The organism is Streptomyces sp. MMG1121 (genome assembly GCF_001280015.1).
In the GTDB taxonomy this organism is placed as follows: Bacteria; Actinomycetota; Actinomycetes; order Streptomycetales; family Streptomycetaceae; genus Streptomyces.
This window is the reverse complement of sequence record NZ_LGDV01000203.1, coordinates 12,574-36,132: the sequence shown is the minus strand read 5'-3', so window position 1 is coordinate 36,132 and position 23,559 is coordinate 12,574. Positions and strand designations below refer to the sequence as shown.

Below are 23,559 nucleotides of genomic sequence, written 5' to 3'. Positions count from 1 at the left end.
CAACCTGCGGCCCCAACCCGGCTGTCCACGCAGTGATATTTCTCGATCGAGCGTGGCCGATCGGCAAATGTTCGTGAGCCGGCCTGAATTTCGAGGGTTTCCTTCGCCCCGCCCTTCGCCCGTGCAGGACATGTTTCCGAGGCCGCGGATCCGGGTTGTGGATATGGCGTTATTCTTTCGTTCGAGCGGCCGGGGGGACGCGAACCCTCCCATGCGCGGTATTGCGATCAGGAACATGTGGGGGCATGGAAAAGAGTCTCGGTCTACTCCGTCATTCGCTCGACGTCTGGGGCGAACTCCCCCCGTCCTTCAGGGAAGGCGCCACAGCCCGGTCGATCACCGGGGCACGCGGCGTCCACGACGGAATCAGCGGCTCGAAGGGAACGTGGCGCCCTCTGCGGCCGGCTTTCGTCGACCGGGCCCACTACGACGAGCTGGGGCGTCTCTCCGCACGTCTGATGCGGCTGATCCTCGATTCCTGCCGCCGTAGGGCCGCTACCGTCGGCGAGTTGCAGGACGTCTTGGGGGTGGAGGAGGCCGACACTCCGCTGCTGTCCCGCGCCGAGCTTCTCGGTGAGCACCTGCTTGTCGCGGCGCGCCCCGACATCGTCTATCGATCCGGCGTCCCGTGGTTTGTTGAATTCAATATCGACGGGGCTCTCGGTGGCACACTCCAGGCGGATCTGCTCGCCTCGCGATTCCGTGACCTCTATCGCTCGCTACCGGGTGGGGACCGTATCGACGCACCGCCTTCCGCGGTGGATTCCCGTTTCGCCGAAATCCGTACCTCGTTGGAGCTTTCCGAAGGCTCTCGGGTCGCCATTCCCGTGTTCCGCAACGGCGCGGCACCCGGCCTGGAGGATCCCGACGCCTTTCTCGCCTGGCTGGATCCGATGTGCGAGAGCGGCCGGCGGCACGGGATGGACACGGTCGCCTGTCCGATGGACCAGCTGGAGACCGACGAGCACGGTGTCCTGCTGCTCGACGGGCAACGGGTCGACGCGGTGTTCCGGCTCTTCCTCAGCTTCGACCAGCCGCCGGGCAAGGGCCTCGACGCCCTGGTCCGTGCCGTACGCGCCGGGCAGGTGCGGATGCACACCTCCGAGGCGACCTGGCTGCTCAGCGACAAGACGACGATGGCCTGGCTCTGGGCGGACAAGGACTCGCTCCCGGAGGCCGACCGACTGCTGATCGAACGTCATCTGCCCTGGACGGCCCTCTTCCCCGCGCCCGGCCCAGAGGGCGAGGAGTTGCTGAGGCACGCCCTGGCCCACCGCGCGGAGCTGGTCCTCAAGCCCGTCGGCGGATACGGCGGCGGTGGCGTGGTCCTCGGCCCCGACGTCCCGGACGAGGAGTGGCGGAGCGCGCTGGAGCGTGCGCGGCGGCAGGGACGTCACATCCTTCAGCGCCATGTGCCGCCCGACCGGCTCGCGCTGGACTTCTACGACCAGGAGAGCGGTGCGGTGGAGCACGCGGAAGTGCCCTTCGTCCTCGGCCCGTTCATGTTCGGCGGCGTCCCCTCGGGTGTGCTGATCCGGCACGGCGTCCCCGGCGGCGGTCCGGTGCTTAACGCGCACCACGGGGCCCTGATGAGCTCCGTGCTGCTGGTGGACCGATGTTGAGCGTGCTCCGGAGGGGACGGGACACCCCGGAGAACGGGCGACTCGGCTCGCCGTTCCGCCTCTTTCAGTCCGCCGTGGTCTCCTCGGACCTCGCGGACGGCATCTACAAGATCGCGGTCCCGCTGCTGGCCCTCGGGATCAGCCGCTCCGCGCTCGCGGTGAGCGTGGTGGGCCTTGCGGTCCGGTTGCCCTGGCTCATCGCCACCCTCCCCGCAGGGGTGGTCGCGGACCGGTACCCGCCCCGTACCGTGATGCGCTGGGCCTCGGCGGTCCGGCTGCCGCTGGTGGCCGTGATGTGCGCCCTGGCCGCGACCGACCGGCTGCCGCTCTGGGCGCTGGTGGTGACCGCGTTCCTCATCGGCTGCGTGGGCATCTTCGTCGACGTCGCCGCCCAGTCCCAGCTGCCCCGGCTGGTTCCGGTGGGTCAACTCCCGCGGGCGAACGCCTCCTTGCAGTCCACCCAGATGTTCCTGGCACAGCTGATCGGCCCCGCACTCGGCGGCTACGTGGCGGCGCTGGGCTCGGGCGGCGGACTCGCCGTCGTGGTGGCCCTGTACGTGGTCACCGTCTGGGCACTGGGGCGGCTGCCCTCCACCGTCCTGGAGGCGGCGGCCCACGAGCAGCCGGTGAGGGCGGCGCCCCCGGCCGCCCTTGAGGGCAAGCCGCGTCCGTCCCTCGGCTCGTTGGCCGGCGAACTCGGCGAGGGTCTGCGTTACTTCCGCGGCCGTCCGGATCTGGCCCGGCTCGCGACAGCCGCCGCCGTCAACAACCTGTCGTACTCGATGTGTCTGACCATGCTGCCGCTGTGGGCCGTGGCGCCCGGACGGCTGGGGCTGTCCGAGACCGGGTACGGGCTGCTGCTCACCTGTCTGGCGGTCGGCAGCGTCCTCGCCGGTCCGGTGGCGGGCCGTGTCCTGAAGAAGGTCGGCGACGGGCCGGTCATGCGGATCGGGGCGCCGCTGCTCGGCGTCTGCTTCCTTGCCCTGGCCGTGCCCGGCGTGCCGGTCGCCGCCTTCGGGCTCTTCGCCTACGGGCTGGTGTCCATGGTCTGGAACGTGGCGGTGGTCTCCTACCGTCAGGCGACCATCCCGCTCGCCCTGTTCGGCCGGGTCAACGCCGCCTACCGGTGGCTGACCTGGGGTGTCATCCCGTTCGGCTCGCTGATCGGCGGTGCGCTCGCCTCGAGTGCCGGTACCGCCTGGGTGTTCCTGGTCGCCGGTGCCCTGCCCCTGATCGCGGCGGTCCTGCTGCCCGCGCTGCGGCCTCCGGCCGCCCCCACACAGACCGGCGCGAGCGCCGACGCAGCCGCGGAGGCTTCCGCCGAGGCATCCGCCGGCACGCCCGCCGACCGGGCGGACACGTCCCGCGTGACACAGGACTGACCTGCCCGCGGCACATCGGCCCGGCCGCCAACTCTTCTTCCCATCTCGTCATCCGTTCCGCACGGACCATACGGAAAGTGGTGTCCCCGCATGTCGTTCCTGCATGACCTGCTCACGGCGCAGGCCACGTCGGCCCCCACTCGCACCGCTGCCCTCTACGGGGACTCATCGGCCACCTACGCACGGGTGGAGACCCAGGCGGACCGGATCGCCGCGGCTCTAGTCGCCCAGGGCGTCCGTCCCGGCAGCCGTGTCGGTCTGCACATGTCGCGTTCCCTGGCGCTGCTCCCCGCCCTCTTCGGCGTGCTGCGCGCCGGCGGCGTCTGCGTGCCGGTCGACCCGGAGGACCCGGCCGAGCGCCGCTCCACCATCCTGGAGTACTCGGGTGCCGACGTCGTCCTCACCGAGCGTGCCCTGCTCGACGAGCCCGCACCCGAGGGCGTGCGTCTGCTCGCCGTCGAGAACCTGCTCGACGCCGATGTCGAGCCCCTCGCCGCACCGGTCGAACTCGCCCCGGACGCCTTGGCGTTCATCTTCTACACCTCCGGCTCCACCGGTACGCCCAAGGGTGTGATGCTCACCCACCGTGCGCTGCTCAGCGGCCAGCAATGGCTCCAGCGCACGTTCCCGCTGCAGCCCGGCGACCGCCAGCTGCTGCGTACCACGCTCAGCATCACCAACCTGGTCCGCGAGGTCTTCTGGCCCGTGCTCTGCGGCGGCGCCGTGGTCATCGTCCCGCCCGGGCAGCACAAGGATCCCGACCGCCTGGTCGAGCTGATCAACAGCGGATCCGTGACGACCCTGATGGTGGTGCCGGCGCTGCTGTCCGGGATCCTGGAGAACGCCGCGTTCGCCGCCAACACCTCGCTGAAGTACGTCTTCTGCAGCAGTGACGTGATGCCCGGCGCCCTGCCGGAGAAGTATTTCGCCACCGGCCTGCGGGCCCGGCTGTTCAACGTCTACGGGCTGACCGAGGCGCTCTACAGCACGTACTGGGAGTGCCTGCCCGGCGTCGAGTACGACGGTTTCGTCCCGGTCGGCCACCCGGCCGAGCTGACCCCCCGGGTCCTCGACGGCGACCTCGCCCCGGTCGCGCCGGGCGAGACCGGCGAGCTGTGCCTGGCGGGCGTCGGCATCGCCGAGGGCTACGACCGGCTGCCCGAGCTGACCGCCGCGAAGTTCGCCGAGACCGCGCAGGGCCGGGTGTTCCGGACCGGCGACCTGGCCCGGCAGAGCGAGGACGGCTGTCTGGAGCTGCTGGGCAGGATGGACGACCAGGTCAAGATCGCCGGCTACCGGGTGGAGTTCGGCGAGGTCGAGGCCCGGCTCCTGGAGATCCCCGGTGTCACCGGCGCCGTGGCCTCCGGTCTGCGCGGCCCGGGCGGACACCAGCGTCTGGTCGCCCACCTGACCTGTGCGCAGGAGCCGCCGACCGCCGCCGCGATCCGTGCCCACCTGGCCGACCGGCTGCCGTACTACATGGTCCCGGCCGCGTTCACGGTCATCGACGCGATCCCGCTGACCCACAACGGCAAGGTGGACCGCCGCTCCCTGCACGAACTGCGGGGCGCCCACCTGGAGTTGGCCGAGGAGTACACGGCCGCGCGCAGCGAGCTGGAGAGCTATCTGTGCGCCCTGTGGTCCGAGGTCCTGGAGCTGCCGGCCGTAGGCATCCACGACAACTTCTTCGCGCTGGGCGGCGACTCCATCCAGGGTTTCCTGATCAGCGCCAGGGCGAACCGCGAAGGCGTGGGCCTGAGCGCGACCCAGGTCTTCGCGACCCCCACCATCGCCGAGACCGCCGCCTTCATCGAGGAGCAGCTCCGCACCCGGCCCACCGTGACCGGCTCCTTCGACCCGGAGGGCTTCACCCTCGCGGAGGAGGATCTGGCCGCGGTGCGCGCGTGCGCGGCCGAGCCGGACGGCATCGAGACGGTGTACCCGCTCACCGAGATGCAGAAGGGCATGCTCTTCCACTCGCTGCTCGACCCGGACTCGGGTGTGTACTTCGAGCAGTTCCTGTACGCGATCGACGGCGAGGTGGACCTCGACGCCTACCACCAGGCCTGGCAGCAGGTCGTCGACCGGCACGAGATCCTGCGGGTCTGGATCGCCACCAAGGGCCTGTCCGAACCGCTTCAGGCGGTGCAGAAGTCGGCCGAGCTGGGCTGGACGGTGCTCGACTGGTCCGACCGTGGCGCGGCGGAGCAGAGCGAGCTGCTGGAGCGGTATCTCGACGAGGACCGGCGCCGGGGATTCGCGTACGAGCGGGCTCCGTTGTTCCGGCTGACCATGGTCCGGCTCGGCGCCACCACGTACAAGCTGGTGATGAGCTACCACCATCTGATCCTCGACGCGTGGTCGCTGTTCGTCCTGCTGCGCGACTCGCTGGAGATCTACCACTCCGGGCTCGAGGGACGGCTGCCCGAACTGCGGCCGACGCGCTCCTTCGGTGACTACGTGGCCTTCCTGGAGCAGGAGGACATCGAAGGGGCCCGCGACTACTGGCTGGAGCGGCTGGCGGGCTTCCGCCGTCCGACCGTCATCGGCCGCTCCGCGCAGCTCGGCCTGTCCGCCAGCTCGCAGGAGATGCACGCCGAGGCGCGTCTCGATCTCGGCGAGGAGCTGACCGAGCGTCTGCTGGCCTACGGCCGCGCCAACCAGCTGACCCTCAACTCCCTGGTGCAGGGCGCCTGGGCCGTGGTCGTGGGCGGCTGCAGCGGTCAGGACGACGTCTGCTTCGGCATCACCATCACCCACCGCCCGGTGGCCCTGGCCGGTGTCGAGGACATCGTCGGCATCTTCATCAACAGCCTGCCGATGCGGGTGTCCTTGGAGCCGGAGCAGCCGGTCGGGCACTGGTTGCAGAAGATCCAGCGCACCCAGGTCGCGGCGCGCTCGCACGACCACTACCCGCTGCCCCTGATCCAGCAGCGCACCGACCTGCCGAGCGGCCAGCCGCTCTTCGAGTCGCTGCTGATCTTCGAGAACTTCCCCCGGGGCACCGGCTGGTCGGGGCGGGGCGGTGTGCAGGTGCGCCAGGAGCGCTACGTCGGCTGGACCAACTACCCGTTCGCGATCGAGGCGATGCCCGAGGAGCAGTTGTTCTTCCAGGTCAAGTACGACCTGGCGTTCTTCGACGCGGAGTCGGTCGACCGCGTCCTGGGGGCCTTCCGCGGTGTGCTGGAGTCCATCGCCGACGGCGGTACGGAGTCGGTGGGCAAGCTCGCGGAGCACATCGCGGCCAACCGGCCCGGGCCGGCGACCGAGCCGCTGCCCGCGGACGCGGCGTCGCGGGCCCTGTTCCCGGCGCGCGGTACCGCCGCGGCCGCCGAGGTCGCCGCGGTGCCGAGCACCGAGGACGAGATCGCGCTGGCCCGGATCTGGGCGCAGGTGCTGGAGGTCGAGCAGGTCGACGTCCACACGCCGTTCCTGGCGCTCGGCGGCAGTTCGCTGGCGGCGATGCGGCTCGTGGCGCTGGCCCAGGCGGAGGGCTTCGACTTCGAGCTGAGCCGGCTCTTCACACCGGACGGCACCGTCCACCGGCTCGCCGCGGACGAGGCCGAGGACACACCGCTATAGCGGCACGCGGCGGTGGCCGCACACAGCAGGAGCGGCCACCGCCACGGCGGGAGCGCAGGGGTGACGACGGGCACAGGCAGGAAAGGGGACGGCACGGTGGAGTACACACGGTGGGGTACGCAGGAGCAGGGCACTCTCGCGCTCCTCGGCGAACTGGCCGAACACGGCGTCATGGTGCGCTCCCGCCGTGGCCGGCTGTCCGTCGACGCCCCGCCGGAGACGTCAGCGGAGCTGCTCGGCCGTCTCGCGGCCGCCGAGGAGCCCGTCCTGACGGCGATCGCCGCCCACCCCGGCCTCGTAGGCCCCCGCGTTCACGCGCGGGACGACGGGGCCGGGGCGGGTGCGGCCGGGCGCCCGTTCCCGCTGACCGACCTCCAGAGCGCCTATCAGGTCGGTGAGGCGGACTTCCCGCAGCTGGCCACCCCCGCCTACATCGCGCACGGTTTCGAGGTCCCCGACTTCGACGCCCGGCGCTGGCATGCGGCGCTGCGCGCGGTCCTCGCCCGGCACGAGATGCTGCGCTGCGCGGTCGACGGGGACGGCCGGCAGCGGATCGTCCCGCTCGACGACGCCTGGGGCCCGGCCCGGGCGGACTGGCGGCACCTGGACGCCGGACAGGCCCGGGAGGCGTTCCACCGGGAGCGGGAGACGGCGGCCGCGTTGCTGCCCGCGCTGGCCGACGGGCCCCAGCTGGGCTGTGCGGTCTACTCGGCCCGGGGCACCACGTTCGTCCTGCTGTGCCTGCGGCTGTTCGTCCTGGACGCCCGCTCGATCGGGCTGGTCTGCCGCGATCTGGCGGACGCCTACGAGGGCCGGCCGTTCGCGGACGCGCCCGTGCCGTCCGGGTACTTCGCTCGGTACGTCGACGCCCTGGACCGGCACCGGAGCAGCCAGGCGTACCGCAACGCGGTCGCGCACTGGCAGCGGCGGGCGCCCCTGCTGCCCGGGCCGCCGGCGCTGCCGTCGCTGTCCCTGCCCGCCGAGGCCCGGTTCTCCCGTGTCCGGCACCGGCTGCCCGCACCGGTCTGGGAGCGGCTGCGGGCGCGGGCCCGCGCCGCGGGTCTGTCGGCGAACACCGTGCTGTGCGCCTCCTACGCCGAGGTGTTGCGCCGCTGGTCGGGCCGGGGGTCGTTCCTGCTCACCGTTCTCGTCGCCACCCGCGGCATGCTGGCGATGGACCCGCAGGGGCCCGATCCCGCCCTGGGCACCTGCGTCGGGAACTTCGGCAGCACGCTGCTGCTGGAGTGCGACGGCGCGGGCGGCTCCTTCGCCGAGCGGGCCGGCGCGCTCCAGCAGCGGCTGATGGCAGACCTCGCGCACACCTGGCTGTCCGGGGTCGAGGTGTCCCGCCGCGCCCGCCGGCACCGTCCGGGTACCCCGGTGGGCAGCCCCTTCGTGTTCGCCTCGGGTCTCGACGACTCGACGGCCGAGCCGCTGCCCCCGCATCTCGGGGCCGCGGGCTGGGACCTGGTCTTCAAGTCCATGCACACCCCGCAGGTCCTCCTCGACCATCAGGTCTCGCAGGAGGACGGGGAGCTGGTGTGCACCTTCGATCACGTCGCCGAGGCCTTCCCGGAGGGTCTGGTCGAGGAACTGGCGGCGGCCCACGCCGACCTGTTGCACCGGCTGGCCGAGGACGATGCGCCCTGGTCGGCCCCGCACGTACTGGCGCTGCCCGACACCCTGTTGGCGGCCCGCAGGTCGGCCAACAGCACCGCGCGCCGGTTTCCCGGCGGCGGAGTCCTGGACGGGTTGCGCGAGGGCGCGTCCCGTACCCCCGACCGGATCGCGTTGCACGGCGCGGACGGGGAGTTCACCTACCGCGAGGCGGCGGACCGGGTGGCACGGACGGCGGGGGCGCTGACCGCGTGCGGGACGGCGCCGGGCGAGCTGGTCGGCGTCCTGGCACGCAAGAGCCCCGGCCAGTACCTCGCCGCGCTGTCGGTGATCGCCGCCGGAGGGACCTATGTGCCGCTCGGCGTGGACTGGCCGCCGGCCCGCGTCGAGGCGCTGCTGAGCCGGCACGGCATCGGCCGGGTGCTGGCCGACGCCGAGGGCGCACGGCTCCTGGCCGAGCTGCCGGGGCCCGTCACCACGCTCGCCATCGACGCGCCCGGCCCGTCGGGAGAGCCGGTACCGCTGCCGGTGCCCGCCCCGGACCACCTCGCGTACGTCATCTTCACCTCGGGTTCGACCGGCGCGCCCAAGGGCGTCGCGATCCCGCACAGCGGGCTGCTCAACACCGTCCAGGACATGGTCGAGCGCTTCGGCGTCGGACCGGACGACCGGCTGCTGTCCCTCTCGGAGCTGCACTTCGACCTGTCGGCGTTCGACCTGTTCGGCGCTCTGCACGCAGGGGGCACCGTCGTGGTCCCGCCCTGTGGCTCCCGCCCCGACCCCGATCTGTGGGCGGACTGGGTCCGGCGGAGCCGCGCCACGGTCTGGAACACCGTTCCGGCGCTGCTGGAGATGCTGCTCGACCATCTCGGGGAGCGGGCCGCCGACGTGCTCGGTGGGCTGCGGCTGGTCCTGCTCAGCGGCGACTGGATCCCGCTGGGCCTGCCCGAGCGCGTCCAGCGGGCCGCCCCCAAGGCCGAGGTGATCGCCCTGGGTGGGGCGACCGAGGCGTCGATCTGGTCCAACTACCACGTCGTGGACCGGATCGACCCGTCCTGGAAGTCCGTCCCGTACGGGCTGCCGCTCGCCAACCAGCGCTACCACGTCCTCGACGCGGACTTCGCGGACGTGCCGCACTGGGTGCCCGGCGAGCTGTTCATCGCCGGCGACGGCCTCGCCACGGCGTACTACGGGCAGCCCGAGCTCACCGAGGCTCGCTTCCCGTACCACCCCCGCACCGGCGAGCGCCTCTACCGGACCGGCGATCACGCCCGCTACCGGCCCGACGGAACGCTGGAGTTCCTCGGCCGGGTGGACAGCCAGGTCAAGGTGCGCGGCTACCGGGTGGACCTGCTGGAGGTCGAGCAGCAGCTGGCGGCGGGGACCGGGGTGCGGGCGGCGGCCTGTGTCGTCACCGGTACCGGTGCCGCCGCCCGCCTGACCGCCTTCGTCGTACCCGGGTCCCCCGACACGGGGACGGCGGACGGTGCCGCGGTCCTCGACCCGGCGGCGCTGCGCGCACAGCTCGGCGCGGCCCTGCCCTCGTACGCGGTGCCCAGTGCCTTCCACAGCGTCGCGGCGCTGCCGTTGACCGCCAACGGCAAGCGGGACACGCGGGCGCTGCTCGCCCTCGCCGGGCAGGACGCGGTCCATGAGGAGGGGGCCGGCAGACAGGTCGGGATGTCCGGTCGTGCGCCGCGCACCGAGCGGGAGGCCGCGCTGGCCCGGCTGTGGCAGGAGGTGTGCGGTACGGCCGTCCGCTCGGTCGACGACGACTTCTTCGCCAGCGGCGGCAGTTCGGTCCTGGCCGTGCGGCTGGTGCGCCGGATCGCGGAGGAGTTCGGGGTACGGCTGCCGTTGTCCAGCCTCTTCGAGGCGAGCACGATCGCCGGACAGTGCGCGCTGCTCGACCAGCGCGTCGACGGGCTGCTGGTGCCGATCAGGCCGGGGGACGGGCCGGTCGTGGTGCTGGTCCACCCGGTGGGCGGGCACCTGCTCGGCTACCGCGACGTGATCGACGCACTGCCCGCCGCGTACGCGGTGTACGGCCTGCAGTCCCCGAGTTGCGGTGAACTCCCGGACAGTCTGGCAGAGTTGGCGGCCGAGTACGCGACCGCGCTCGCCTCGCTGGGCCGTGGTGTCCATCTGGTGGGCTGGTCGATGGGCGGTGTCCTCGCGGCGGAGACAGCCCGCCGCACGGACCTCGTCCAGCCGCTGTCGCTGACCCTGGTGGACAGCTTCGTGGCCGCCGCCGAGGGCATGGACTTCGACGAGTCCGCCGCCGCCGTCGGCTTCTTCACCGACCACCTCGGACAGCGAGGCGACGCCGCGGTGGAGATCTCCGTACCCGCCGGGCACCCGGACCCGTTCGCCCACCTGGCCGCGACGCATCTGCCGGACGAGTCACCGGAGGACCTGCGTGAGCTGTACGGCCAGTACCGCGCCCTGTACCGGCTGCTGCTCGGCCACCGGCCGCGGCCGCTGCCGCCGGGCCGTCCGCTGCTGGTCGTACCGGCCGAGCGGGAACGCCCGGACACCTTCCGGGGACTGACGCCGCTGCACCTGCACCCGACGGGCCTCGTCCCGTGCGGCGCGGTGGTGCGGCCGCTGCCCGAGACGCACTACTCGGTGGTCCGCGGGGCCGCCGCCCGGCTCCTCGCGGACCTCCTGCACACCCAGATATCGAAGGGATCGGCATGACCAGCAGAACGATCAAGGACATCGTCGTCTTCGGCGAGTCCGAGCCGGAGCGCGTGCGCGACGTCCAAAAGGGCCCGGACCGCTGGATCTCCGGCGAGCTGGCCATCACCAACACCCTGCACTTCACCAGCCCCGACGGTGCCTTCACCTCGGGCGTCTGGGAGAGCACCCCGGGCAAGTTCCGGGCGGTGTACGAGGAGGACGAGTTCTACCACATGCTCCACGGCCGGGTGATCATCGCCGACGACGAGGGCAACGCCCGTACGTTTTTGCCCGGGGACACCATCGTCGTCCCCGCCGGGTTCACCGGCACCTGGGAAGTCCTGGAGCCGACCAAGAAGTTCTACGCCCACTACCGACCGGTCGGCGGTGGCCGGCCGGGCCCCGCCGTCCAGGCCGGCTGACCCAGGGAGAGATACCCATGACCCCTGCCTGTCCCGGGAAAGCCCCGCACCACCGGCTCCTCGGCATCGGCTTCGGCCCCTCGCATCTGTCCATGAGCGCGCTGCACGCCTCGGCCGGGGCGGCCGGGACGTCCCTGCACTTCCTGGAGTCCAAGGACGCCTTCTCCTGGCACCCCGGCATGCTGCTGCCCGGTGCCCGGATGCAGGTCGCCTTCCTCAAGGACCTGGTCACGCCCCGGGACCCGACCAGCCCGTACAGCTTCGTCAACTACCTGGTGTCCAAGGGAAGGCTGGAGCCGTTCCTCAACCTCGGCACGCTCAATCCGACCCGGCGGGAGTACGTGGACTACTTCCGCTGGGCCGCCGAGCAGCTCGCCTCGTACGTCACGTACGGGAGCAGCGCCGAGCGGATCCGTCCGGTGAGCGGATCCGACGGGCGGGTCACACGGCTGGAGGTGGACTACCGCGGCCCGGACGGCGCCCGGCACACCGTCTCCGCCGACCATGTGTCGCTGGCGCCCGGCGGCACCCCGATCGTCCCGCCCGGCGTCGAGGCGAGCACCCTGCGGGACGGCACCGTCTTCCACAGCAGTTCCTTCCTCGGCCGCGTCCGCTCCTTCCACGAGCGCGGCCGTGAACTGCCCTACCGATTCCTGGTGGTGGGCGCCGGGCAGAGTGCCGCGGAGATCTTCCGGTACCTCGCGGGCGAGTTCCCGGCCGCGGAAGTGACCCTGGCGCACCGCGGTTTCGCGCTGATGCCGGCCAACAGCAGCGCCCTGGCGAACGCCATCTTCGACCCGGCGTCGGTCGACCTGTTCCACGGCGCCGACACCACGCGCCGCCGCGACATCCTCGCCGACCTCAAGGCCACCAACTACGCGGCCGTCGACGAGGAGGACATCGTCGCCGTCGCCGAGCTGCTCTACGACCAGCAGGTGCACGGCGGCGAGCGGCTGCGGTTGTGCCGGTTCACCGAGCTGGCCGGTGCCCACGCCGAGGGCGACCAGGCCGCGGCCACCGTGCGCGACCTGCTGACCGGCGAGACCCGCACCGAGCGCTACGACGCGGTGGTGCTGGCCACCGGCTACGACTTCCGCGAGGCGCGCGGCCTGCTGACGGACGTCGAGCCGTATCTGGTGCGCGACGAGGACGGCGAACTGCTCGTCGACCGCGACTACTCGGTGCGCACCGCCGAGCCCTTCGCGCCGCGGATCTTCCTGCACGGCGCCGCCGAGCACACCCACGGCCTGACCAGCACGCTGCTGTCGCTGCTCGCCCACCGCGCCGGGGAGATCCTCGACGCGTCCCTGGACGCTCCGGCCGCCGGTCAACGGCCCCAGTTCCCTGTCACCCCCGTCCTCGAAGGAGTCCACGCGTGAGCGGCATCCAGATCCAGCGGCGGCAGGACGCCGTGACCCAGGAGGAGTACGGCTGCGCGTTCCGGCGCATCCTGCCCTGGCGGTCCAGCGGGCCCTCGGACACCGGCATGGGCGTGTGCACCGTCGCGCCCGGCACGGTCACCACCCCGCACTCCCACTGGGACCACGAGCACTTCTACGTGGTGCGCGGCAGCGGCCTCGTCGAGGTCGACGGGGAGCGTACGGACATCGCGGCAGGTGACGCCCTCGTGGTCGGCTCCCACCAGACGCACCACTTCGAGAACGCCTCGGACACCGAGGAACTGGAGCTGGTCTCGGTGTGGTCCCTCGGCCCGTTCGGCGAACAGCCCGCACGCTCCGAGGCCCAGGGAGGCAACCGATGACACAGACCCCGCGCCACTTCCTGGTCACCGCCACTCCCCCGACCACCAACGGCGATCTGCACGTCGGCCACCTGTCCGGCCCGTATCTGGGCGCGGACGTGTTCAGCCGCGCGCAGCGGATGCTGGGACATACGGTGCTGTACGCGTCCGGGGGCGATGACCACCAGACGTACGTGGTCACCACCGCGCAGCGCCTGGGCCTCGACCCGGTCGAGCTCGCCGCGCGGTGCAACCGCGACATCGCCGGGACGCTGGAGCTCGCCGGCATCGACATCGACGCCTTCACCAGCCCCGACGACGGGTACCGAGACGAGGTACGGGAGTTCTTCGCCGGGCTGTACCGCGCGGGCAGGCTGGTGACCCGCACGTGGACGTTCCCGTACTGCGCGCAGACCGGCCGCTGTCTCCTGGAGGCGTTCGCCACCGGGTACTGCCCCGAGTGCCTGGCCGGCACCTGCGGCGCGATCTGCGAGAACTGCGGGCACCCCAACGACGTCGGCTCACTGCTGTTCGCCGCGTCCACCGGCGCGGAACGCTCCGTCACCGAGCCGCGCGAGGTGGAGATCCTCGTCCTTCCGCTGGAGGAGTACCGCGAGCAGTTCACGGAGTTCTACCGAAGGCGCCGTGCGACGATGCGCCCGCACGTGCTGCGCTTCGTCGAGGAGATGCTGTCCCGGCCACTGCCGGACTTCCCCGTCACCTACCCGGCCGACTGGGGCATCCCGGTCGGGATCGACGGCTTCGACGGGCAGGTGATCAACGTATGGGCCGAGATGCTGCCGGGTCTGGTGCACATGGCGGAGTCCGCGCGGCTCAGCCGCAGCCCGCAGACGCCCACGGGCGTGTGGACCCGGGATTCTGGTTTCGAGCTGGTGCAGTTCCTCGGCTACGACAACACGTTCTACTTCTCGTTCGCCCATCTCGGGCTGATCCTCGCCCACGGCGGACTGGTCGAGCCGACCGCGATCGTGACCAACGAGTTCTACCACCTGGACGGATCGAAGTTCTCCACCAGCCGGCGCCATCTGATCTGGGCCCGCGACCTGGTGGGCAAGTACGGTCCGGACACCGTGCGGTTCCACCTCGCGCTCGGCAATCCGGAGCACCAGCCGTCCAACTTCTCCGAGGACGAGTTCCTGCGGAGCGTGCGCACCCGGTTGCACGAGCCGCTGCACACGCTCGCGACGGCGCTGGCCCCGCACGCCGGACGGCAGGTGTCGGCCCGGCCGGAGACCGAGGCGCTGCTGGAGCGTTACCGGGACCGGATGCGGCGGGCGTACACCTTGGAGACCTTCTCGCTGCGCCTGGCCGCGGAGACCAGCGCCAACCTGCTCGCGCTGCTCGCCGCCCGGGCGGCCGACGACCCGGGGCTCGCCGTCGCCGGTCTGCGCGCCTTCGCCGCCCAGGCGGCGCCTGTGATGCCCGGCCTCGCCGCGGTGATCGAGGCCCGGTACGCGGCCGCCGCGCCGGGCACCGTCCCACAGCTGGCGGATCTCCTCCCCGTCACCGTCTGAGCGTCCCTCCCCCATCGCCCACAACCAACCGCTAGGCAAAACCCATGCACATCGCGTTCGTCGACTCCAACCCGGCCGCGCTCGAAGCGATCCGGCTGGCCAAGGAGGCCGGCCACCGGGTCACCTACCTGCAGTCCGCCGATCCCTTCTATCCGCCCACCGAGAAGAACCTGCGGATCGTCGGATCCGTGGACCACCTGGTCGACGGTCTGGTGACCACCGACCCCGAGACCGTCACCGAGGCGCTGGCCGCCTGCCACGCCGTCGAGCCCATCGACGTCGTCACCGGCCAACTGGAGCTGAGCGCGGAGTCCGTGGCCCTCGCCTGCCGGAAGCTCGGCCTGCGGGGCACCGCGACCGACGCCGTCCTGACCGCCCGCCGCAAGGACCGGTGCCGGGCCGCCCTGGACCGGGCCGGGCTCGCCTCGGCCCGGTACGCCCTGGCGGAGACCGAACAGGAGGCACTGGCCGCGGCCGAGGAGATCGGCTACCCGGTGATCCTCAAGCCACCGTCGGGCGCCGACAGCCTCCTCTCGTACGTGGCCACCGACGCGACCGAGGCCACCGCCGGCTGCCGGGGCGTGCTGACCGGTCTGGACGCGGTGCCCCCGCAGTGGCACGAGCAGTTCACCCGCGGCATCCTCGTCGAGGAATACCTGCACGGCACGCTGGTCTCGGTGGAACTGGGCGCCAAGGACGGAGAGTTCTTCCCCTTCGCGGTGTCCGGACGGTTCCGCTGGGCCGAGGACGAGGTCGTGGAACTCGGCTCGTACATCCCCGCGTACCTCACCGAGGAACAGTCCACCGCCTGTGTCGCATATGCGATCGACGTGTGCCGGGCGATCGGCCTGGACCTGGGCGTGTTCCATCTGGAGATCATGGTCACCGACCGCGGGCCGGTCCTGGTCGAGGTCAATCCGCGGGTGATGGGCGGCGCGCTGCCCACCATCTACCGGCACGCCACCGGCACGGACATCTTCTCCGCGCTGCTGGACGTCCTGGAACCGGGTGCCGAGGTGGCACTGCCCGGCGCGCTCGACGGCTGCGTCGGCGGCCGCAAGGTCATGGCCCGCGACGGCGGCACCCTGTCCGCCGGTGCCTCGCTGGACTGGGTCGCCGACGAGCCCGGGGTCCTGGAGGTCGTCGGCTTCGACGACTACGGCACCGGACCGGGCCGGCGGGTCCGCTCAGGGCAGATCGTGGCCCGCTTCATGCTGCGCGGCGCGGACCATCCGTCCGTGGTTCGGACGGCCGAGCGGATCCTGCGCCGTTTGGAAGAGGATCTCGGCATTGCCCTGATGATCGGCGAGAAGGACTGACCATGCCCTCCGTATCCGCCTCCACCCGCGCCGCCTCGTCCACCGCGCAGGAGCCGCCCGCCCTTCCCCGGCTGCCCGGGTCCCTCGACGGGTCGCGACTCGCCCGCGCCGCCGAGGAGTACGGCACCCCGCTGTGGGCGTACGACGCCGACACGATCCGGGCGCAGATCGACCGGCTGCGCCGTTTCGACGTCATCCGTTTCGCCCAGAAGGCCTGTTCGAACCTGCACATCCTGCGTCTGATGCGCGAGGAGGGCGTGCTCGTCGACGCCGTGTCGGAGGGCGAGATCGAGCGGGCGCTCGCGGCCGGCTACCAGGTCCAGGGGGCCGACGAGCCGATCGTCTTCACCGCCGACCTGCTCAACCGCTCCACGCTGCGCAGGGTCGTCGAGCTGGGCATCCCGGTCAACGCCGGCTCCCCGCAGATGCTCGACCAGATCGGCGCGGCCTCCCCCGGCCACCCGGTGTGGATCCGGATCAACCCGGGCTTCGGCCACGGGCACAGCCGCAAGACCAACACCGGTGGCGAACACAGCAAGCACGGCATCTGGCACGAGCACCTGGCGGAGAGCCTCGCGCTGGTCGACCGACACGGACTCGACCTCGTCGGCCTGCACATGCACATCGGTTCCGGGGTCGACTACAGCCACCTGGAGTCCGTCTGCGAGACCATGGTCAAGCAGGTCAGGATGGCCGGCCGGGACGTCCGGGCCATCTCGGCGGGCGGCGGCCTGTCCGTGCCGTACGCGCCGGGCGACCCGGAGATCGACACGGACCGCTACTTCGAGCTGTGGGACGCCGCCCGCCGGGAACTCGTCGCCGAGCTGGGCCACCCGGTCCGCCTGGAGATCGAGCCCGGGCGCTTCCTCGTGGCGGGCTCCGGTGTCCTGGCCGCCGAGGTCCGCGCGCAGAAGCCCGTCGGCAGCAACTACTTCGTCCTCGTCGACGCCGGGTTCAACGATCTGATGCGGCCCGCGATGTACGGCAGCAACCACCGCGTCTCCGTCCTCGGCGCCGACGGCGTCTTCCGCGACGAGGACGCCCGCGACACCGTCCTGGCCGGCCCTCTGTGCGAGTCGGGAGACGTCTTCACCCAGGTCGAGGGCGGCGACGTGGAGCCCGTGCCGCTGCCCCGCACCCGGATCGGCGACCTGGTGGTGTTCCACGACGCCGGGGCGTACGGCGCCAGCATGTCCTCGAACTACAATTCCCGTCCGCTCATCCCGGAGGTCCTCGTGGACGACGACCGGACCAGGCTGATCCGCCGCCGCCAGACGATCGCCGAACTGCTGGCGCCGGAACTCGACCCCGGCGTCTGAGCCGACGCGGGCGGAGCACAGCCGCGGCTTGATACATGGAGCGGCCATCGTTTTCCCAACGGACGACGACCGCAGGGCAACGCACGGGTGTGGGGGGTCACAGGTTGGCCAACCCCTTCCCGCGCGTTGGCCGCATGTTCGCCATCCGCCCCTGATGCGTCCCGCTGCCCTGGGCAGAGAGTAATGGACGGGCTCGCCTTTCGCCGGGCCGGCCGTCACCGCGGAAAGCTGCTCTTGCTCTAGAAGGGGCATTCATGGCCGAGTTGACACGCCGTAGACTCCTTGGGTCGGCGGCGGGCGCGCTGGGCGGGGCCGCGGCCCTCTCCCTCCTCCCGCCGAGCGTCCAGAAGGCCGTCGCCGCCGGACCGCCGAGGAACGGTTCGCTGCGCGACATCGAGCACGTCGTCATGCTGATGCAGGAGAACCGGTCGTTCGACCACTACTTCGGCACCCTGTCGGGTGTCCGCGGCTTCCACGACCCGCACGCGCAGAAGCTCGGCACCGGCCGGTCCGTCTTCTACCAGCCCGACACCGTGAACCCGAAGGGCTATCTGCTCCCCTTCCACCTCGACACCCACACGTCGAGCGCCCAGGCCATCCCGTCCACCAGCCACGCCTGGTCCGTGCAGCACCAGGCCTGGAACGGCGGCAAGATGGACCAGTGGCTGCCCGCCCACCGCAAGGCCGACGGCGTCAACGGCCCGTACGTGATGGGCTACTACACGCGCGAGGACATCCCGTTCCAGTTCGCGCTCGCCGAGACCTTCACCATCTGCGACAACTACTTCTGCTCGGTGTTCGGCCCCACCTGGCCCAACCGTCTGATGTGGATGACCGGCTCGATCGACCCGAGCGGCACCCACGGCGGTCCGATCATCAGCAACGTCGCGCCGACGCCGTACCGCTGGACGACGTACGCCGAACGGCTCCAGGCAGCCGGCGTCAGCTGGAAGGTGTACCAGCAGGACGACGACTACGGCTGCAACATGCTGGAGCAGTTCGCCGCCTTCAGGAACGCGCAGCCCGGCTCCGACCTGTACGAACGAGGAGTACGCCCGCAGCCCGAGGGCACCTTCGAGGACGACGCCCGCAACGACCGCCTTCCGGCCGTGTCGTGGATCATGCCGACGAGCTACCAGTCGGAACACCCCGACTACCTCCCGGCGGCCGGCGCCGACTTCGTGGCCTCCAAGATCGAGGCGATCGCGTCGAACCCGAAGGTGTGGCGCAAGACGGCCTTCATCCTCAACTACGACGAGAACGACGGCCTGTTCGACCACGTGGCCCCGCCGACCGCACCGCCGGGGACGGCGGACGAGTACATCCAGGGCCTGCCGATCGGCGGCGGCTTCCGCGTCCCGGCCATCGTCATCTCGCCCTGGACGGTGGGCGGCTGGGTCGCTTCCGAGGCCTTCGACCACACCTCCGCCCTGCAGTTCCTGGAGCGGTTCACCGGTGTGGAGGAGCCGAACATCAGCCGTTGGCGCCGCAACACCTTCGGCGACCTCACGAGCGCCTTCCGCTTCCGCGACGCCCGCCCCCGCCCGCCCCAGCTCCCCCACGACACCGCGGAGCAGCTGGAAAAGGCGAAGGAAGAGGTGGCGACGCTGCCCAAGCCGACCCTGCCCGGAGCCGACCAGACCTTCCCGCACCAGGAGAGGGGCCACCGGCGGCACGTGTGACACCTCCCTGTGGCGCCTTCAGGGCCTTGTCCCGTTCGGGATCCCGGCCGGACGCAGGTGCTGCCTGCCCCGGCCGGGATCCCGGCCTGCTGGAGGCGAACGGGGCAGGCTCGCGGCAGGCCCGGGGCCGACGCCGCGATCCGAAGATCATGACGCGTACGCTCGTGCCATGGTTGAGCATCGCATGATCGACGTGAACGGCATCCAGCTGCACATCGCCGAGCAAGGCAGCGGCCCCCTGGTGGTACTCCTCCACGGCTTCCCCGAGTCATGGCACTCCTGGCATCACCAGTTCGGCCCCCTGGCCGACGCCGGGTTCCGCGTGGTCGCTCCCGACCAGCGCGGCTACGGACGCAGCGACCACCCGGACGACGTCGACGCCTACACCCTCCTCCACCTGGTCGGCGACGTCGTCGCCCTGATCCACGCCCTGGGCGAGGAGAAGGCCTTCGTCGTCGGACACGACTGGGGCGCCCCGGTCGCCTGGCACACCGCACTGCTGCGCCCCGACATGGTCCTCGGAGTCGCCGGCCTGAGCGTGCCACCGCCCTTCCGGGGAACGCAGCCGCCGCTGGCCGCCATGGACAAGCTGTTCGACGGCCGCTTCTACTGGAACTACTTCAACCGCCCCGGTGTCGCCGACGCCGAGTTCGGCCGGGACGTGCGCACCACGCTGCGCAAGTTCTTCTACGCCGCCTCCGGCGACGCCGCACCCACCGGCGAGGTCATGCAGCCGCTGGTCGACCCCGGCCAGGGCTGGCTCGCCACCCTGCCCGACCCCGACGTGCTGCCCGCATGGCTCACCGAGGACGACCTCGACGCCCTCACCGAAAGCTTCTCCCACGGCTTCACCGGAGCCCTCAACTGGTACCGCAACCTCGACCGCAACTGGGAACTCACCGCCGCCTGGGACAACGCCACCATCACCCGGCCCGCCCTGTACGTCTACGGCGACCGCGACCTCGTCCCGGCCTTCCCCGGCACACCCGACCTCATCGGAAAACTCCCCCACCTCATGCCCAGCCTCTGGCGCGACCCCATCAAACTCACCGGCTGCGGACACTGGACGCAGCAGGAGCGCCCCGACGAGGTCAACACCGCCCTGATCGAATTCCTCAAGGCCAACTCCTGATGATCCGCCGTTGCCGATGGTGCAGCAACGCCGTGGATTAGGCTTCCGTGTCCGGGCGTCCGGCAGCGCCGAAAGCCGCCTCTAGCAGAAGGCCCATGGGATATGGCAGTACGGGAGCTTCGTCCGCATCAGCGTGAGGCGGTGGACGCGGTGCTGCGCGCACTGGAGCTGCCGGCCGGGACGACGGTGCCGGAACGGGGCCTGCGGACCCAGGTGGTCATGGCGACCGGGTCCGGCAAGACCCTGGTCGCGGTGCGCAGCGCGGAGGAGCTGCGCGCCGGGCGGGTGCTCGTCCTCGTCCCCTCGCTGGACCTGCTCGCGCAGACCGAGGCCGCCTGGCGTGAGGGCGGGCGCCGAGGGCCGGTGATCGGGGTGTCCTCCCTGCGCGGCGACCAGGCGTCCTTCCCGAACACGACGGATGTGGGTGAGCTGGTCGCCTGGGTGCGGCCGTTCGACAAGGTGACGGTGTTCGCGACGTACGCCTCGCTGGGGCTCGGGACACTGGAGCGCGCGCACGCCACCGGGCTTCCGGGGTGGGACCTGATCGTGGTGGACGAGGCACACCGCACCTCGGGGCGGATCGGCAAGCCGTGGGCCGTCGTGCACGACAACACCCGGATCCCGTCCCTGCGCAGGCTGTACATGACCGCCACACCCCGGCTGTGGCAGCCCGACGACGCAGCCGAGGCCACGGGGCAGGGGGTGCCGGGAGAACTGGTGGCCTCCATGGACGACGCCCCCGACAGCCCGTTCGGGGCGCGCTGCTCCACGCTGACGCTGTCGGAGGCGATCGACCGGGGCATCTGTGCGCCCTATCAGGTGGTGTGCGTGGACATCACCGACACACAGCTCCAGGCCGCCCGGCTCCTCGGCGTGGAAGGGCGTTCGGACGCCGTACGCGGGGCCCGACTGGCCGCCCTGCAGACCGCGCTGCTGAAGGCCTGCGCCGAGGAAGGCTTCGAACGGACCCTCGTCTTCCACCATGTGGTGAAGGAGGCGGAGGCGTTCGCGGCCGGTCTTGCGGAGGTCGCCCGAAAGCTGCACGCCGCCGATCCGGGGCGGTATCCGGAGCGGGTCTGGGCGGAGTGGCTGTGCGGCGACCACACACCTCAGCACCGTCGGCGTGTCCTCACCACGTTCGCCCGTGGGACCGCCTACGACGACAGCCGGGTCGACAAGGCCTTCCTGGGGTCGGTGAAGGTCCTCGGCGAGGGCGTCGACACCAAGAACTGCGACAGCGTCTACTTCGCCGACGTGCGCGGTTCCATGCCCGACCTCGTCCAGGCCGTCGGCCGTGCCCTGCGCATCCAGCCGGGAGAGGGCAAGATCGCCTCCCTGGTCGTACCGGTCCTGCTCGGGCCCGGGGAGACCGCGGACAACATGCTCACCTCCCGCGCCTACGACGGACTCGCCAGACTCCTCGAGGCACTGCGGGCACACGACGCCCGCATCGTGGAGGCATTGGCCGAGCCACAGGCCCGAAGCCGCTCCCAAGGCGTGCGAACCCGCTCAGCAGGCCCGGCCGACGAAGCGGCCGAGGACGCCGGCACCGGCATCAAGCTGTCGGTGCCGGCGCGGGCCCTGCTGAAGTTCAGCACCCCCCGCGACCCGGCGCAGCTGTCGGCGTTCATCAACCTGCGCGTCCTCAACCCCGAACACGAACACTGGCGCCGCGGTGTGGAAGCCGCCGTCATCTACGCGCGCGAGCACGGCGACCTGAAGGTCCCGTTCACCTACCGCGTGCCCGACAGCAGGGGCCAGGAGGTCGAGACCGAGGGACGGGCGTGGCCGGCCTCGCTCGCGCGCTTTCCGCTGGGGCAGTGGATCGCCGACGCCCGCCGGTTCCACTCCCGCGGCACCCTGGGCACCGAGCGCGTCGAACAGCTCGAGAAGCTCGGCATGGTCTGGTCGCACCACGACGTCGCGTGGGAAGAAGGGCTCGCGGCGGCACGCGGGTGGGCTGCCACGAACGGACACCTCCTGGCACCGCTGGACGCCACCTACCAGGGTTACCGGATCGGCATCTGGCTGAAGAACCAGCGGGCCGCCGCCCGCAGGGCACCGCAGACCGAGCAGCGCCGCACCGAGGGGCCCCCGGCGAAGTCACCGGCCGGGGCGCTCTCGGAGGAGCGACGCGAGCAGTTGGACGACGTCGACCCGTCGTGGTGCCCGGCCTGGCCCGTGGAGTGGCAGCGCGCCTTCCACCTGGTCCGGCTCCACCTGGAGTCCGGCGGCACGCTGCCCACCGAGCCGAACGTGGTCGTGCACCAGGGCGAGGACCTGGGGCGGTGGGTGAAGTCGGTCCGGCTCGGCTGGGACAGGCTCACCGGGGTGCAGCAGTGGATGTGCGAACACATCCTCGCCATCGAGCCCGCCGACGAGGACGACAAGCCGCCCGCACGCCGTGCGCACTCCGACAGGTGGACGACGAACTACGCCGCCGCCCGGCAGTTCTACGAACGCGAAGGGCATCTTCACGTGCCGAGGAAACACGTCGAGCGCATCGTCATCGGCCACGGGCAGGGCGAGGACCAGGAGGAACGGGAACTCCGACTCGGGGCATGGATCAGCAACCAGCGGAGCAGAGCCGCCACGCTGAGCCCCGAGCGGATCGAACAACTCACCGTCATCGGCATGCGATGGGCATAGACGGTCCATCGGCCGGAGCGGGTTCGGCCGACCGGAGTCGCCGTCGTGGACGGGCTGGTTTGACCGGCGACCGACCGGGCTAGCCATGGCGCATGATTCCATCCCGGGTCGAGGAAACCCTGCCGGAGCTGGCGCCTTTCGTTCACGCCGTACAGGGACGGCGGCCCGACGACGGCACATGGTGCGAGGCGTGGACGGTCCGGGACGTCCTGGTCCACCAGACAGGCAATGCCGAGGAACTGGCCCGCGTCCTGCAGGCGTTCCTGGAGGGTACGCCGGTGGAGACCAGGAGCTTCGACCGTGAAGATCCCTATCGGCGGATCTCGGACTCCGACCTGTGGACGGCTTTCCTGAACAACTGCGAAAAGCTCAGCGAGGTCGCCGCGGCCGCCGCGCAGCAGCTGACCCCGGACACCGAGGTGATGTGGACCGGGCGGTCCGTGAAGGTCCCCTTCTTCGCGGAACACATGCGCGAGGAGCTGATCCTGCATCGCTGGGACCTGACCGGCGACGACCGTACGGCGGTGGAGGCACTCAACGAGCCCTGGATGACGGAGCACAGCGTGGTGTCCGTCGGCCGCCCCCTGCTGGAGCGGGGCCGCACCGGCCTGAATCTGGGGTCCGAGGGACGGGTCGAGGGCCGTCTGCGCACGCCGGGCATGGACGACGTCGTGGTGACCGCCGACGCCGACGGCGGCTCCATCCGGCTCGCCGCCCCCGAGGGCCCCGCCACGATCGAGAGCGACGCGGCCGTGCGGGTCCTGCTGCTGTGGGGGCGCCGCCCCGCCGACGCCTCCCGCTGGCACAGCTCCGCCGGCCCGGACACCCTGCGCAGGGTACGCGCCCTGCTGGGTGGTTACTGAAGAGGGCTCGGC

14 protein-coding genes are annotated in these 23,559 nt (G+C 71.5%); all 14 read left to right on the top strand.

Going from position 1 to position 23,559, the window contains the following annotated elements; translation table 11 throughout:
* Positions 1-245 precede the first annotated feature (245 nt).
* Positions 246-1,622, top strand: a complete 1,377-nt coding sequence (locus ADK64_RS27450; protein WP_053663093.1) for a hypothetical protein — start codon at positions 246-248, stop codon at positions 1,620-1,622.
* The gene (locus ADK64_RS27445) at positions 1,616-3,004 is read left to right on the top strand and encodes an MFS transporter (protein ID WP_234384714.1); all 1,389 of its coding nucleotides are present in this window, start codon (positions 1,616-1,618) and stop codon (positions 3,002-3,004) included. The genes ADK64_RS27450 and ADK64_RS27445 overlap by 7 nt, the downstream gene beginning before the upstream one ends.
* Before the next feature lie 90 nt (positions 3,005-3,094).
* Positions 3,095-6,586 (top strand): non-ribosomal peptide synthetase, encoded by a 3,492-nt coding sequence (locus tag ADK64_RS27440; RefSeq protein WP_053663091.1) that lies wholly within the window; start codon positions 3,095-3,097, stop codon positions 6,584-6,586.
* A gap of 96 nt (positions 6,587-6,682) precedes the next feature.
* Positions 6,683-10,903 carry a non-ribosomal peptide synthetase gene (locus tag ADK64_RS27435; RefSeq protein WP_053663088.1) on the top strand — a complete coding sequence of 1,407 codons (4,221 nt, stop codon included), beginning with the start codon at positions 6,683-6,685 and terminating at the stop codon, positions 10,901-10,903.
* Complete coding sequence (locus tag ADK64_RS27430; RefSeq protein WP_053663086.1) at positions 10,900-11,307, top strand: cupin domain-containing protein; 408 nt, start codon at positions 10,900-10,902, stop codon at positions 11,305-11,307. Before ADK64_RS27435 ends, ADK64_RS27430 begins: the two co-directional genes overlap by 4 nt.
* Before the next feature lie 17 nt (positions 11,308-11,324).
* Positions 11,325-12,686, top strand: coding sequence for a lysine N(6)-hydroxylase/L-ornithine N(5)-oxygenase family protein (locus tag ADK64_RS27425; protein ID WP_053663084.1), 1,362 nt, complete (start codon positions 11,325-11,327; stop codon positions 12,684-12,686).
* Positions 12,683-13,069 carry a cupin domain-containing protein gene (locus tag ADK64_RS27420; RefSeq protein ID WP_053663082.1) on the top strand — a complete coding sequence of 129 codons (387 nt, stop codon included), beginning with the start codon at positions 12,683-12,685 and terminating at the stop codon, positions 13,067-13,069. The genes ADK64_RS27425 and ADK64_RS27420 overlap by 4 nt, the downstream gene beginning before the upstream one ends.
* On the top strand, positions 13,066-14,583 hold the full coding sequence (locus ADK64_RS27415) for a class I tRNA ligase family protein (RefSeq protein ID WP_053663080.1): 1,518 nt from the start codon (positions 13,066-13,068) through the stop codon (positions 14,581-14,583). The genes ADK64_RS27420 and ADK64_RS27415 overlap by 4 nt, the downstream gene beginning before the upstream one ends.
* Positions 14,584-14,627: 44 nt before the next feature.
* Positions 14,628-15,902: an ATP-grasp domain-containing protein gene (locus ADK64_RS27410; RefSeq protein ID WP_053663078.1), complete on the top strand. Its 1,275-nt coding sequence runs from the start codon at positions 14,628-14,630 to the stop codon at positions 15,900-15,902.
* A gap of 2 nt (positions 15,903-15,904) precedes the next feature.
* A complete protein-coding gene (gene lysA, locus ADK64_RS27405) occupies positions 15,905-17,221 on the top strand; it encodes a diaminopimelate decarboxylase (protein WP_234384713.1) in 1,317 nt (438 codons plus the stop codon).
* Positions 17,222-17,475: 254 nt separating this feature from the next.
* Positions 17,476-18,903, top strand: a complete 1,428-nt coding sequence (locus ADK64_RS27400; RefSeq protein WP_053663076.1) for an alkaline phosphatase family protein — start codon at positions 17,476-17,478, stop codon at positions 18,901-18,903.
* A 169-nt stretch (positions 18,904-19,072) separates the two neighbouring features.
* A complete protein-coding gene (locus ADK64_RS27395) occupies positions 19,073-20,035 on the top strand; it encodes an alpha/beta fold hydrolase (RefSeq protein WP_420713044.1) in 963 nt (320 codons plus the stop codon).
* Between the two features lie 102 nt (positions 20,036-20,137).
* On the top strand, positions 20,138-22,684 hold the full coding sequence (locus ADK64_RS27390) for a DEAD/DEAH box helicase (RefSeq protein ID WP_078992860.1): 2,547 nt from the start codon (positions 20,138-20,140) through the stop codon (positions 22,682-22,684).
* Positions 22,685-22,776: 92 nt separating this feature from the next.
* A complete protein-coding gene (locus tag ADK64_RS27385; RefSeq protein ID WP_053663072.1) occupies positions 22,777-23,547 on the top strand; it encodes a maleylpyruvate isomerase N-terminal domain-containing protein in 771 nt (256 codons plus the stop codon).
* The last annotated feature ends 12 nt before the right edge of the window (positions 23,548-23,559 follow it).